Below are 12,413 nucleotides of genomic sequence, written 5' to 3' on the forward strand. Positions count from 1 at the left end.
ATCCCGACTGCCCCGTCATTCCGAAGATCGAACCCGCCCACCGTACCCGGGCGGGGGGCCGCTCATGGGGCCAGTACGTCCAGTTCGTGGAGCGCGCCGACCGCGATCTCCTTGGTCAGCCGTTCGGCACCCTCGGCGTCACCCTCGCGTACGGCTTCGGCGAGCCGGACGTGGAGCGTGACGGCGGCGGGGTCCGGGTCCTCGAACATGACCTGGTGGTGGGTCCGGCCGGCCAGGACCTCCGCGACGACGTCGCCGAGCCGCGCGAACATCTCGTTGCCGGAGGCGTTGAGGATGACGCGGTGGAAGGCGGTGTCGTGCCGGAGGTAGCCCTCCAGCTGCTGGCCTCGCGAGGTCGCGACCATGCCGAGGGCACACTCCGTGAGCGCGGCGCACTGTTCGGCGGTGGCGTTACGGGCTGCCAGGCCCGCGGCGACGGGTTCGACGGCGGACCGCAGCACGGTGAGGGAGCGCAGTTGCCGGGGCCGGTCGGAGCCGGCGAGCCGCCAGCGGATGACCTGGGGGTCGTAGACGTTCCACTCCTCGGTGGGCCGCACGGTCACCCCGACCCGGCGCCGGGACTCGACCAGGTGCATGGATTCCAGGACGCGGACCACTTCACGTACGACCGTGCGTGACACGTCGAAGCGCTGGGCCAGCTCGTCGGTGCGCAGGACCTGGCCGGGCGGACACTCCCCCGCCGCGATCTCCAGGCCCAGGGTGTCCAGCACATGCGTATGGAGCCCCTGGGCAGGTGTGGTCATGCCCACAACCCTACGGGGCGGCCTGGGGGAACAAAAAGTACGACGTTTACGTCACAGCCACTTGAATAAGTCGTATGTAATGGGTTTCAGTAGCGCGACGGACCGATGTCGCGGACCGATGTCGAAGAAGACAGCGAGGCACCAATGAGCACCCCCCACGTCGTTGTGGTGATGGGCGTAGCAGGGACCGGCAAGACCACGATCGGCCCCCTGCTCGCGGACGCCCTGGGCGTCCCCTATGCCGAGGGCGACGACTTCCACCCGCCGGCCAACATCGCCAAGATGTCCGCCGGCACGCCCCTGGACGACGACGACCGCTGGCCGTGGCTGGACGCGATCGGGCAGTGGGCGCACAGCCGGGCGGAGCTCGGTGGCGTCGTCAGCAGCTCCGCGCTCAAGCGCTCCTACCGCGACCGGCTGCGGGCCGAGGCTCCCGGTGCGGTCTTCCTGCATCTGACCGGCGACCGGTCCCTCATCGAACACCGTATGGCGGACCGCAAGGGCCACTTCATGCCGACCGCGCTGCTCGACTCCCAGTTCGCCACCCTGCAGCCGCTGCAGGAGGACGAGGCGGGCGTCGCCGTCGACGTGTCCGGCACCCCCCAGGAAATCACCGACCGGGCCGTCGCCGCGCTGCGCCGGCTCGCGAACTAAGGATCACCACCGTGACCAGTCTCAGCGTCGAGATGCTGGCAGCGGACGCCGTCGAACCGATCACTTCGGCCGGTAACGCACAGCTGGGCATCGCCGTACTGGCGGGCATCGCCGTCATCGTCCTGCTCATCACCAAGTTCAAGATGCACGCGTTCCTCGCGTTGACCATCGGCTCGCTGGCGCTCGGCTCCTTCGCCGGGGCCAACCCCGCGAAGACCATCGCGAGCTTCACCGCGGGCCTCGGTTCGACCGTCGCGGGTGTCGGTGTCCTGATCGCCCTGGGCGCCATCCTGGGCAAGCTGCTCGCCGATTCGGGCGGCGCCGACCAGATCGTCGACACGATCCTCGCGAAGGCGAGCGGGCGTGCGATGCCGTGGGCGATGGTGCTGATCGCCTCGATCATCGGGCTTCCGCTCTTCTTCGAGGTCGGAATCGTGCTGATGATTCCGGTGGTGCTGCTGGTCGCCAAGCGCGGCAACTACTCGCTGATGCGCATCGGCATCCCCGCGCTCGCCGGCCTCTCCGTGATGCACGGGCTGATCCCCCCGCACCCCGGCCCGCTGGTCGCGATCGACGCGCTGGGCGCCAACCTGGGTGTCACGCTGGCCCTCGGTGTGCTGGTGGCCATCCCCACCGTGATCATCGCGGGTCCGGTCTTCTCCCGCTACGCCGCCCGCTGGGTGGACATCGAGGCGCCGGAGAAGATGATCCCGCAGCGCCCGTCCGAGGACCTGGACCGTCGGCCCAGCTTCGGTGCGACGCTGGCGACGATCCTGCTGCCCGTCGTGCTGATGCTGATCAAGGCGCTCGTCGACATCGTGGTGGACGACCCGGAGAACCACGTCCAGCGGGTCACCGACGTCATCGGCTCGCCGCTGATCGCGCTGCTCGCAGCCGTGATCGTCGGCATGTTCACCCTGGGCCGTGCGGCCGGGTTCACCAAGGGCCGCCTCTCCGCCACCGTCGAGAAGTCGCTCGCCCCGATCGCCGGCATCCTGCTGATCGTGGGCGCCGGCGGCGGGTTCAAGCAGACCCTCATCGACGCCGGTGTGGGCCAGATGATCCTGGAGTTCTCCGAGAACTGGTCGATCCCCGCCCTGCTCCTCGGCTGGCTGATCGCCGTCGCGATCCGGCTGGCGACGGGCTCGGCGACCGTGGCCACGATCTCCGCGGCCGGTCTGGTCGCCCCCCTCGCCGCCGACCTGTCGACCTCGCACGTCGCGCTGCTCGTCCTCGCGGTCGGCGCGGGTTCGCTCTTCTTCAGCCACGTCAACGACGCGGGGTTCTGGCTGGTGAAGGAGTACTTCGGCATGGACGTCCCGCAGACGATCAAGACCTGGTCGGTGATGGAGACGATCATCTCCGTCGTCTCGCTGGGCTTCATCCTGCTGCTGTCGCTCGTGTTGTAGCCGGCCTCACTTCTCCGGTTCCCGCCACAGCGGGTGCTCGGAACGGGCCCAGAGGCGCTCGACCGACCCGGTGCGCATGCCACGGCGTGCCTCCGGGTCGGCGAGCGCCTTCGCCATGTGCCCGGCGAGGACGATGCCGATCGCCAGGGCCAGCCAGTCGTGGACGAAGGTCGCGCCCGTGCGCCACGCCAGCGGGGCGAGGCCGGTGAACCACATCAGCAGCCCGGTGCCCAGCATCACGAGGACGGCGCCCGCGATCCACCCGGCGTAGAGCTTCTGGCCCGCGTTGAACTTCCCGGCCGGCCGTGAACCGGGCGTGCGGTCGCGGCGCAGGGCGGCCCGCAGCCACTGCCGGTCGTGCGGCCCGAACCGGTTGAGCCGGGAGAGGTCGGCGCGCAGCGCCCGGGAGACGAGCCCGGCCAGCAGCGGTACGGGCACGAGCAGCCCGGACCATTCGTGCACGGTGACCACGAGGTGCCGGCGGCCGACGAGTTCGGCGAGCTGGGGGACGTACAGACAGGCGGCCGTGGCGACGCACGTCAGTGTCAGCCAGGCCGTGGTGCGGTGCACCCAGCGCTCGGCGGTGGTGAAACGCCGGATCCCCGGGGAGGGTTCAGACGGTGGGGGCGTCGTCGCGGCCGTTGGACCGGCCGACCCAGGCGTCGACGTCATAGCCGAGCTCCTCCCAGTATCCGGGGCGTACGGAGTCGGTGACGGTGATCCCGGAGAGCCATTTCGCCGACTTGTAGAAGTACATCGGGGCCACGTAGAGCCGGACCGGGCCGCCGTGGGAGTGGGCCAGCGGCTTGTCCTGCATCCGCGTGGCGACCAGGACGTCCGGGCGGCGGGCCTGTCCGAGCGTGAGGCTCTCGCTGTAGGCGCCGTCGAAGCAGGTGAAGCGGATCGCCTTCGCCCCGGGCCGTACCCCTGCCGCGTCCAGCAGCGCCGAGAGCCTGACGCCTTCGAACGGGGTCTCGGGCACCCGCCAGCCGGTGACGCACTGGACGTCGCGGACCATGCGGGTCTGCGGCAGTTCCTTCAGGGTGTCGAGCGTGTACGTCGTCGGGCGGTCGACCATGCCGTCCACGGTGAGGCGGTAGTCGGCGGCGGTCTTCTCGGGCACGGACGTGGCGACCGAGTAGTAGCGGAAGCCGCCGCCGTTGGGCAGCAGGCCGGTGAGGCCGGTGGGGTCCTTGTCGGCGACGGCGCCCAGCCCGCTCTCCAGGGTGCGCAGGAGGACGGGGGCGGCGACCACGCCGGCGGCGCCGAGGCCGAGCATCGTCAGGACCAGACGGCGGCCGACGGGCGTGCCGCCGCCCTCGTCGGGAGGGGGACTGTTCACCCGCCCATTCGAACACCCGCGGACGCCTGTCACCAGGGGCCGCGGGTGCGCGTCACTCTTCCGTAAGGAGCGCGGGGTCAGCGCGGGTCCGTGCCTGTCTCCGCCGCCTTCTCCAGCTGGAACGCCTCGTTGCCGAGACCGATCCTGGCATGCACCTCGGGCCTGGTGCGGCGCAGCACCGCCCCGTAGACCAGGCCTCCGGCGAGTGCCAGGAGGATGACGCCGGGCAGCAGCCAGTTCAGCACCGAGCCGGGGCCGGAGCCGACCAGTACGTCGAAGTCCCGGACGGTGAAGACGGCGATGGCGAGCAGGGCGAGGCCCGCGAGTCCGGAGGCGACGAGCCGGGGCGCCTGGGCCCGGCCGGCGCCGCGCCGTACGAAGAACGCGATGACGGCGAAGGAGGCCGCGGCCATCAGCACGATGACGCCGAGGGCTCCGACGTTGCCCATCCAGGTGAACAGGTGCAGGACGGGCGCGGTGGGGTCGCCGGCCGGGTGGTCGTCGGTGAGGGCGAAGGCGAGCACGATCACGACGGAGAGCGCGGACTGGAGCATGGAGCCGGTGGCGGGCGCTCCGCTCGCCTTGTTGGTGCGGCCGAAGCCGGCCGGCAGCAGTCCCTCACGGCCCATGGCGAAGGCGTAGCGGGCCACCACGTTGTGGAAGCTGAGCAGCGCGGCGAACATGCCGGTGACGAACAGGACGTGCAGGACGTCGGTGAAGGTGGCGCCGAGCCGCTCCTCGGTGAGGCCGAAGAGCATCCCCGGGCCCTGCTCGAGGGACATGGCCCCGATGGACGAGGGGCCGGCGGCGACGGTCAGCGCCCAGGAGCTGACGGCGAGGAACAGCGCGGCGTAGCCGACGGCCAGGAACATCACGCGGGACACGACGATCTGCGGGCGGCTGGTCTCCTCGGCGTACACCGGGGCCTGTTCGAAGCCGACGAACGCGGCGATGCAGAAGCAGAGCGCGGTGCCCAGGCCGGCGCCGGTGAGCGTCTCCGGGTTGAACGCGTGCAGGGACAGTCCCTCGGGGCCCGGCTCGGCGACGGCAGCGATGTCGAAGATCACCACGAGGGCGCACTCGATGACGAGCAGCACCCCGAGCACCTTGGCGTTCAGGTCGATCTTCAGCCAGCCCAGTACGCCGACGACGGCCACGGCCACCAAGGCGGGGATCCACCACTGGAGGTCGATCCCGAGGTACGTGGCGAAGAGGCCCGAGACCTCGAAGCCGAGGATGCCGTAGATGCCCACCTGCATGGCGCTGTAGGCGACCAGCGCGACGAGCGAGGCGCCCGCGCCGGCCGTCGGCCCGAGGCCCCGGGCGATGTACGCGTAGAAGGCACCGGCGTTGTGGACGTGCCGGCTCATCTCCGCGTAGCCCACCCCGAACAGCATCAGGACGATGCCGAGGATGACGTAGAGCAGGGGCTGTCCGACGATGCCCATCACCCCGAAGACGGTGGGCATCACCCCGGCGACGACCATCAGGGGGGCGCTGGCGGCGAGGACGGACAGGAGGAGCCCGGGGGTGCCGAGCCGGTCGGCGCGCAGCGCGCGCTCCTCGCCCTTGTAGGTGTTGATCCCGCCGGTGCCGGCGGTCCCGGTCGTGCCGGTCTCGCTCGTATCTGTTCTGCCCGTCGACATGGCGGGGGTGGTCCCTTCCTCGATAGCGGACGTGCGGGGCGGACATGTGTGGCGGACGCGCCTCAGGGTGCACCGAGCGCGAGGGTGCGCGCGGCGACGAATGCGGGATACGGGTCGCGGCCCCCGTACGACCAGGGGGCCTCGGTCGCGTGGAGGCCGATGCGGTGGAAGATCGCGGCGGCCTCGGCGGGGCGGCCCTCGCAGAGCTTGGCGTGGGCGAGGAAGTTGAGGTCGGCGGTGTGTCGGGGGTGGTCCTCGCGCTCCCATTCGAGCCACCAGTCGAAGGCGGCCTTCATCACCTGTCTGGCCCGGCGCCCCGACCAGTGACCCGAGGCGGCCGGGTCGTCGGACACGGCGCCGGCCGCGGCCAGGACGCGGTAGCGCTCGGCGTGGGCGACGACGGGGAGTACGGCGAGCGGCGAGTCGGCCGGGGCCTGTTCGGCGGCCCAGGCGGCGAAGTCGTACACCTCGTGGAGCGGGTCGCTCTCCGGGTGCGCCTCGGCGAGGCCCGCTGTCATGAGGTGGTGGGCGTGGTGGTGTTCGGGATGCCGGGCGCGGATCTCCTCGAAGTGCCTGGCGGCCGCGCCGTGGGTGCCGTGTGTGCGCTCCAGCGTCATCAGGGCGAGCCAGGGGGTGGGGTCGGCCGGATCCAGCGCGGCCGCGGCCAGGCACGCCTCGCGCGCCCGGGCCGCCTCACCGGCACCGGCCTTGGGGCGCTGGGCACGGGCGACGGTGGCGCAGGCGAGGAGAGTCGTGGCGTCACGGCTGTCCGGCTCGGCGAGCAGCCAGTCGCGCGCCCATCCGGCGGCGGACGGGACGGTGGCGAGGGCGAGGAGCCGGTGGCCGCGGCGGTCCCAGTCGGTGCCGGTCGCGACGAGCAGCGAGCGGGCCCGGGTCCAGCGGCCCTGGGCGAACTGTCCTCGTACGTCGATGAGTTCGCTGTCGTCGAGCGCCAGGTCGAAGGCGTGGTCCGGGCGTCCGCCCTTGCGGCGGGAGCGGCCCAGGGGCGGCGGAGGCGGAGACATCCGCTGGTTTCCTTTTCCACTTCGACATGACGTGAGCACATATCGATGCTGTGTGCGAGCAAACGATCGCGGACAGCAAAGCGTTAGGCAATGCTCCGAGTCAAGGCCGCCCCGGACCCAACTGCGTGCATTTCGCACGCAGTTGACCGTGTCACGAGGGTGGACTGGACCATTCACGCAGTTCGCGAGCACGGGCGGAGGTGACGGGTGGGACAGAGGTGACGCGTGCCACACTGCCGCCATGGAGAACCGTGAACCGCTCAAGCCCTTCCTTCTCGCATTCCCCGGGCCGCTGCGCGATCAGCTGGTCGCGGCCGTGCTCTCGGGCGAGAAGGTCTCCACCTCCGGGCTGCTCGCGGAGTACGAGGCGGAGCGGGAGGAGCTGCCGCCGGTGGGCGAGCGGTCCGCGCTCATCGACTCCGCGGGGCGGGAGGTCGCCGTGGTCGAGCTGACGGAGGTGGAGGTGCTGCCGCTGGGGTCGGTCGGGCTGCGGCACGCGCTGGACGAGGGCGAGGGCTACACCTCGGTCGCCGGGTGGCGGGCGGGGCACGAGGCGTTCTGGCACAGCGAGGAGATGCGGGAGGCGCTCGGGGACCCGGGGTTCACCGTGGACGACGACACGATGATCGTGGCGGAGCGCTTCCGGGTGGTGGAACGGCTGGAGTGACCGGCCGCCCGCCGAACGCCGAGTGACCGGCCGGGCCGCCGGTGCGCCCCCGCGTGCACCTGGACGTGGATACCGAGGGCCGTCACTCTGCGGATTCTGGTCTCGTCCGTCCTGTCGCACTGAAGCTGTCGGATTCTCACTGTTTCACATGCGGCGCGTGTCGGTTCTCATCCGATCGAGGCGTCCGCTCGGGCTGGCTTGCCGGCGTCGGCTCGTATCCGGTGGGCTACGCTGTGCGGCTATGAATACCGGGACGGCCTCGCGCCACACACGGATCGGTGACCCGGGGCTCTTCTGAGCGCCGTACGGGCCAGTTCGGGCCCGCTGTTCGATCGAGGCTCTTGCGCCGCTGCGCGGGCTCCGCCTCCGTCGTGTTGATCACAGGCTCTGCACATCAACCACGACAGGAGCATTCATGCCCACCAGGACGCTGCGGATTCCCACCGCGGACGGCCAGGCCGACGCCTTCGCCGCCTTCCCCGACGACAGCGAGCGGCACCCCGGGGTGCTGATGTACGCGGACGGCTTCGGCATCCGGCCCGTGCTGCGGGAGATGGCCCGCGAACTGGCCGGGCACGGCTACTACGTGCTCGTCCCCAACTCCTTCTTCCGCCACGGCCCGGCACCGCTGGTGGAGCTTCCCGATTACATCGGAGAGGAGGTCCGGCCCGCGGTCTTCGCCCAGCTGATGCCCCTGATCGAGGCGCACACCGCCGAACGCGTCCTGAGCGACGCCGGCGCCTATCTCAGGTTCCTCACCGGCCGGCCCGAGGTCGGCCCCGGACCGGTCGCGGTGACCGGCTACTGCATCGGCGGCCTCTACGCCATGCGCACCGCCGCGGCCCACCCCGACCATGTGGCGGCCGTCGCCGCGTTCCACGGCTCCGTGGGTGTCGACGGGACCGGCCTCTTCTCCGAGCTCACCGCCCAGGTCCACCTCGGCCACGCCGAGGGCGACATGACGCCTGAGGCCCTCGGCGAGCTCAACCAGGCCCTGGATGCGGCAGGTGTCGGCTACACCTCCGAGATCTACCCCGGCACCACCCACGGCTTCACCATGTCCGACACCGACGCCTTCAGCGCCTCCGGGCTGAAGCGCCACTGGGATCGCCTGCTCCCCCTCCTGGACCGCACCCTGGCCAACAGCTGAGGCTCCAGCCCGGAAACCAGGGCTGAGACGGCCGAGACCAGCAGGCGGCACGGCGGGCCAGTCGCGAACGACCTGGCACCCCTGCTCGTCAGCGGCCCACCGTCTGACAGCCGTAGTGCGACAGGACACCTCCATGCGCACTTCAGCTGTGTGGGGCGGAACAGGTCGAGGCGGCTCCACCAGGCATGTCAGAACGGCGAGAGGACCGCGGCTGTTGCCGGGGTCTTCTCGCCGTTGCGCGCTGAGGAGGATCAATTGCCGGGAACGGTGACGACGATCTTGCCGACCTGTCCGCCGGCCTCCAGGTACCGGTGTGCCTCGGCGATGTCCTCCAGCGGGAACGTCTTGTCGATGGTGGGGGTCAGCTCGCCCTTGGCGAGGCCGTCGGCCACGAAGGCGACCGCTTCGGCGCGTCGCCGGTCGTCGGTGGTGATCTCGAAGAGTTCGAACCCCCGGATGGTGAGGTGCTTGAAGAGGACCTCACCGACGTTGAGCGGGGTGGGTGTGCGGTCGAGGACGCCGTAGAGGACGAGGTGGGCCTCGTGGGCGGCGGCGGTGACGAGGTCGGCCAGGGCCGTGCCGCCGACGGGGTCGAAGATGATGCGGGCGCCCCGGCCGTCGGTCAGCTCCCGCACCCGGGCGGGGACGTCCTCCTCGGCGGTGGCGATGACCTCGTCCGCGCCGGCGTCCAGGAGCTGCTGGCGCTTGGCGCCGGTGCGGGTCAGAGCGACGGCGCGGGCGCCGGCCTTGTGGGCGATCTGGATGGCGGCGAGGCCGACGCTGCTGGAGGCCGCGGAGATCAGGACGGTGTCTCCGGGGCGGACGCCCGCGAGGTCGACCAGGCCGCCGTAGGCGGTGATGAACTGCATCCACACTGAGGCCGCCTCCTCGAAGGAGAGCCGCTCGGGGTGGGCGACGACCGCGTGGGCGGGGGCGAGAACCGCCTCCCCGTGCACGCCGTAGTCGGTCATGGCGAAGGACGGCACCACACTGACCGGCTCACCCACGCTCAGACCGCGCACGCCCTCACCGAGGGCCTCGACCACTCCGGCCGCCTCGTAGCCGATGCCGGAGGGGAAGACGGGATCGGTGCCGTACCGGCCGAGCCGGAACATCGACTCCGCCCGGTTCAGACCCAGCGCCCGGGTCCGGATCAGGACCTCGTCCGGCCCGGGCTCGGGCACGGGGGCCTCCTCCAGATGCAGGACTTCGGGTCCGCCGGTCTGATGGAAACGGACGACGCGGTTCATGCGTGGCTCCTCGGTGCGGTTCGGTGCGCTGGGGAAGCCGGTGTCGCACGGCCTCCTCATTCACCTTGCTCCAAGGTTCGATGACTGTCAAATTTTGACCGTCGTCGAAGTAAGTACCCCGAGGCCGGCTCAACCTCTCAGTCGACGTCCGGACCGGCCTCCGCCGCGCAGGCCGCGATCACAGCCGGGAGCAGGCCGGGGAACCGCTCCTCCATCTCCTCGGCGCGCAGCGAGTTCATCTTGGTCACGCCCACGTAGTACTGCCGGATCACCCCCGCTTCGCGCAGCACGTTGAAGTGGTGGGTGAGCGTCGAGATGGAGACCGGCGCCTCGAACGTGCCACAGCTCATGTCCTCGCCCTTGCGCACGAGCTGGGACACCACCATCCGGCGCACCGGATCCACCAGCGCCTCCATCACCTGCTGGAGATCCACCTGGGCAAGGTCGGGATGATCCACTGTCCGGCGGGCGGTACGAGGGCGGGCCACAGTCAACTCCTAAAGGCGATACCGACAACCCATTCATACTACGACTGGCATCAAAGTAATGATCGGAACCGACCCGCACCCTTCTGCCGGCACGACGCCCGGACAGGCTGGTCACAATCCGTGATCATTGGTTGCCCCCTGACTGCGCCATCCTCAGCCCACCACGAACGGAACGGGTCCAGCTCGCGGAAGGGGTCGGTTCGCATGAGCATCGGAAGTCACTCCTCTCCCGAGACGGGATGCGCATGACGACAGCTCTCGCATACCGCGCATCAGATGAGTTGACAAGACCGACTCAAGGAGAGCATCTGCCCTGGTCAGTGCATGCCTCTCGGCCCCTCGCGCGGCCCGTTGCGTGTCGGCCGGGGGCACGGGCAACGCCGGGGCCGGGCGGGCCGGTCCTGTGCCGTCGGGGTGATCCGGAGGGCCGGTGAGTCGCAGTACGCGCAACGAGTGTGTTGGATGAAGGCGACGCGCAGACAATGGAGGAGAGCAGCGTCCACGAGAGGTAGGGCGAAGGCCGCCTGCCGGCGGGCCCGGTCAGGAGAGGCAACTGTGACAGCAGGTGAGCAGCGGCCCGGCCGCGGAGAGATGAACCGGGCGGAGGGGTTCGGTGAGCGGCTTCTGGGGGTTCTGCTGGACCGGGCGCATGAGATGCCGCCGCAGTTGATCGCTCCGTTGATCGCGCAGGAGGTGGCCCGGATCGGTGGCCGCGAGGTGTCAGTTCTACTGCAGGACTACGCGCGCGATCTCCTGGTGCCGTTGCCGGGACGGGGACTGCATGTGCGCGGGCCGGAGGAGATCGGCGATTCCCCGGCCAGCAGGGCGTTCCTGTGCGCGGAGACCGTTGAGGTCGAGGAGACGGACGGTGTTCGCATGTATCTGCCGTTGCTGGACGGCAGTGACGAGGTCGGGGTGATCGCTCTCACTCTGGATTCTGTCGATGACGATGACAGGCGGCTGCTGCGCCGACTTGCGGGGCTGGTGGCGGACATGCTGGTCACCAAGCATTCCTACACCGACCGTTTCTTCCAGGCGCGGCGGCGTGAGCCGATGAGTGTTGCGGCGGAGATGCAGTGGTCCTTGCTGCCGCCTCTGACCATGTCCGTGCCTCAGGTCTCGGTCAGCGGTGCGGTCGAACCGGCCTATGACATCGCCGGCGACAGTTTCGACTACGCCCTCAATGATGATGTTCTGCACGCGGCCGTGATCGACGCGATGGGGCATGGCCTGGATGCTGCGGCGATGGCGACGGTGGCCATCGGTGCTTACCGTCACGCTCGGCGCGCGGAGACGAGCCTTGCCGAGATGTATGCCTACATGGACGAGGCCATCGCCGCGCAGTTCGGGGTCGATCACTTCGTCACGGCCCAGATGATGGCCCTTGACGTCACTAGCGGCCTGTTGCAATGGGTCAACGCGGGACATCACCCGCCGTTGCTGATCAGACAGCATCGGGTCGAGAAGCTCGAGGGGCCCACCACCCTGCCGGTGGGCCTCGGCGGCCCCCGGCCCGTGGTCAGCCAGTACCAGCTCACCAAGGGCGACCGGGTGCTGTGCTACACCGACGGTGTGATCGAGGAGCGCAATGCCGCCGGTGAGCTGTTCGGCGAAGACCGCCTCATCCAGTGCGTGCACCGTATCGCGGACGCAGAGGGTGGCATGCGTTCAGCGGCCCTGTGGCTCTCACGCGCACTGAAACAGGAGCGCGGCGGGCAGACCAGTGATGATGCGACCGTCTTCCTCATCGAGTGGCGGGGTGGCGAGGCAGGCCACCTCGCCACGCTGGAGTGAAGTGGACGCACGCCCCTCCCGCCCGCCAGAGGATGCTGCGGTGCGGCTGGCATGAGGGGCGCCGGTTACGGTTCTCCCGCCGTCTCAGCCGGCAGCGGACGAGGTCGAGCGCTCGTCGGCGCGGCGGTATTCGGCGTTGATGCGCTGGGCTTCCTCGAGTTGGTCCTCGAGGATGACGATGCGGCAGGCGGCCTCGATCGGGGTGCCGTTGTCGACGAGTTCCC

The 12,413-nt window shown here is 70.2% G+C and carries 12 protein-coding genes and 1 pseudogene; 5 read left to right on the plus strand and 8 right to left on the minus strand.

Annotated elements, in window-relative coordinates; all coding sequences use genetic code 11:
* Positions 1-62: 62 nt before the first annotated feature.
* Positions 63-764 (minus strand): FadR/GntR family transcriptional regulator, encoded by a 702-nt coding sequence (locus ACZ32T_RS26445; RefSeq protein ID WP_467369347.1) that lies wholly within the window; start codon positions 762-764, stop codon positions 63-65.
* A gap of 144 nt (positions 765-908) precedes the next feature.
* Here ACZ32T_RS26445 and ACZ32T_RS26450 point away from each other — a divergent pair, with 144 nt between their 5' ends.
* Positions 909-1,418 carry a gluconokinase gene (locus tag ACZ32T_RS26450; protein WP_467264468.1) on the plus strand — a complete coding sequence of 170 codons (510 nt, stop codon included), beginning with the start codon at positions 909-911 and terminating at the stop codon, positions 1,416-1,418.
* A gap of 11 nt (positions 1,419-1,429) precedes the next feature.
* Positions 1,430-2,827, plus strand: coding sequence for a GntP family permease (locus ACZ32T_RS26455; RefSeq protein WP_467264466.1), 1,398 nt, complete (start codon positions 1,430-1,432; stop codon positions 2,825-2,827).
* Between the two features lie 6 nt (positions 2,828-2,833).
* Here ACZ32T_RS26455 and ACZ32T_RS26460 read toward each other — a convergent pair whose 3' ends face one another.
* The 4 genes from ACZ32T_RS26460 to ACZ32T_RS26475 all read right to left on the minus strand — a co-directional run bounded on the left by ACZ32T_RS26460 (position 2,834) and on the right by ACZ32T_RS26475 (position 6,840).
* Entirely contained in the window at positions 2,834-3,499 is a 666-nt protein-coding gene (locus ACZ32T_RS26460; RefSeq protein ID WP_467264464.1) for a cytochrome b/b6 domain-containing protein, read from the minus strand.
* Positions 3,441-4,169, minus strand: coding sequence for a molybdopterin-dependent oxidoreductase (locus ACZ32T_RS26465; RefSeq protein WP_467369349.1), 729 nt, complete (start codon positions 4,167-4,169; stop codon positions 3,441-3,443). Before ACZ32T_RS26465 ends, ACZ32T_RS26460 begins: the two co-directional genes overlap by 59 nt.
* Before the next feature lie 77 nt (positions 4,170-4,246).
* The gene (locus ACZ32T_RS26470; RefSeq protein WP_467369351.1) at positions 4,247-5,815 is read right to left on the minus strand and encodes an APC family permease; all 1,569 of its coding nucleotides are present in this window, start codon (positions 5,813-5,815) and stop codon (positions 4,247-4,249) included.
* A 62-nt stretch (positions 5,816-5,877) separates the two neighbouring features.
* On the minus strand, positions 5,878-6,840 hold the full coding sequence (locus ACZ32T_RS26475; protein ID WP_467369353.1) for a hypothetical protein: 963 nt from the start codon (positions 6,838-6,840) through the stop codon (positions 5,878-5,880).
* A gap of 241 nt (positions 6,841-7,081) precedes the next feature.
* Between ACZ32T_RS26475 and ACZ32T_RS26480 the strand changes: the two genes are divergently transcribed.
* Together ACZ32T_RS26480 and ACZ32T_RS26485 are read left to right on the plus strand one after the other, a co-directional pair.
* Positions 7,082-7,507: an ASCH domain-containing protein gene (locus tag ACZ32T_RS26480; protein ID WP_467264458.1), complete on the plus strand. Its 426-nt coding sequence runs from the start codon at positions 7,082-7,084 to the stop codon at positions 7,505-7,507.
* 415 nt (positions 7,508-7,922) lie between these two features.
* Positions 7,923-8,657, plus strand: a complete 735-nt coding sequence (locus ACZ32T_RS26485) for a dienelactone hydrolase family protein (protein ID WP_467369355.1) — start codon at positions 7,923-7,925, stop codon at positions 8,655-8,657.
* Positions 8,658-8,908: 251 nt separating this feature from the next.
* Here the strand turns inward: ACZ32T_RS26485 and ACZ32T_RS26490 are convergent, their stop codons facing one another.
* Both ACZ32T_RS26490 and ACZ32T_RS26495 read right to left on the minus strand, forming a co-directional pair.
* On the minus strand, positions 8,909-9,907 hold the full coding sequence (locus ACZ32T_RS26490; protein WP_467369357.1) for a zinc-dependent alcohol dehydrogenase family protein: 999 nt from the start codon (positions 9,905-9,907) through the stop codon (positions 8,909-8,911).
* 137 nt (positions 9,908-10,044) lie between these two features.
* Positions 10,045-10,323 carry an ArsR/SmtB family transcription factor gene (locus tag ACZ32T_RS26495; RefSeq protein WP_467369375.1) on the minus strand — a complete coding sequence of 93 codons (279 nt, stop codon included), beginning with the start codon at positions 10,321-10,323 and terminating at the stop codon, positions 10,045-10,047.
* 663 nt (positions 10,324-10,986) lie between these two features.
* Here ACZ32T_RS26495 and ACZ32T_RS26500 point away from each other — a divergent pair.
* On the plus strand, positions 10,987-12,189 hold the full coding sequence (locus tag ACZ32T_RS26500; protein ID WP_467369377.1) for a PP2C family protein-serine/threonine phosphatase: 1,203 nt from the start codon (positions 10,987-10,989) through the stop codon (positions 12,187-12,189).
* A gap of 84 nt (positions 12,190-12,273) precedes the next feature.
* On the opposite strand, the pseudogene ACZ32T_RS26505 reads toward ACZ32T_RS26500, so the two are convergent.
* Positions 12,274-12,413, minus strand: a pseudogene (locus tag ACZ32T_RS26505) (MerR family transcriptional regulator); the annotation flags it as partial.

The organism is Streptomyces sp. NPDC023573, assembly GCF_055559735.1.

Excerpts from the sequence above, each read along its gene's own strand:
- ACZ32T_RS26460 (WP_467264464.1), bottom strand. The coding sequence starts at position 3,499 with ATGACGTCGACGCCTGGGTCGGCCGGTCCAACGGCCGCGACGACGCCC.
- ACZ32T_RS26475 (WP_467369353.1), bottom strand. The coding sequence starts at position 6,840 with ATGTCTCCGCCTCCGCCGCCCCTGGGCCGCTCCCGCCGCAAGGGCGGA.
- ACZ32T_RS26470 (WP_467369351.1), bottom strand. The coding sequence starts at position 5,815 with ATGTCGACGGGCAGAACAGATACGAGCGAGACCGGCACGACCGGGACC.
- ACZ32T_RS26490 (WP_467369357.1), bottom strand. The coding sequence starts at position 9,907 with ATGAACCGCGTCGTCCGTTTCCATCAGACCGGCGGACCCGAAGTCCTG.
- ACZ32T_RS26445 (WP_467369347.1), bottom strand. The coding sequence starts at position 764 with ATGACCACACCTGCCCAGGGGCTCCATACGCATGTGCTGGACACCCTG.
- ACZ32T_RS26495 (WP_467369375.1), bottom strand. The coding sequence starts at position 10,323 with ATGGAGGCGCTGGTGGATCCGGTGCGCCGGATGGTGGTGTCCCAGCTC.
- ACZ32T_RS26480 (WP_467264458.1), top strand. The coding sequence starts at position 7,082 with ATGGAGAACCGTGAACCGCTCAAGCCCTTCCTTCTCGCATTCCCCGGG.
- ACZ32T_RS26485 (WP_467369355.1), top strand. The coding sequence starts at position 7,923 with ATGCCCACCAGGACGCTGCGGATTCCCACCGCGGACGGCCAGGCCGAC.
- ACZ32T_RS26450 (WP_467264468.1), top strand. The coding sequence starts at position 909 with ATGAGCACCCCCCACGTCGTTGTGGTGATGGGCGTAGCAGGGACCGGC.
- ACZ32T_RS26500 (WP_467369377.1), top strand. The coding sequence starts at position 10,987 with ATGAACCGGGCGGAGGGGTTCGGTGAGCGGCTTCTGGGGGTTCTGCTG.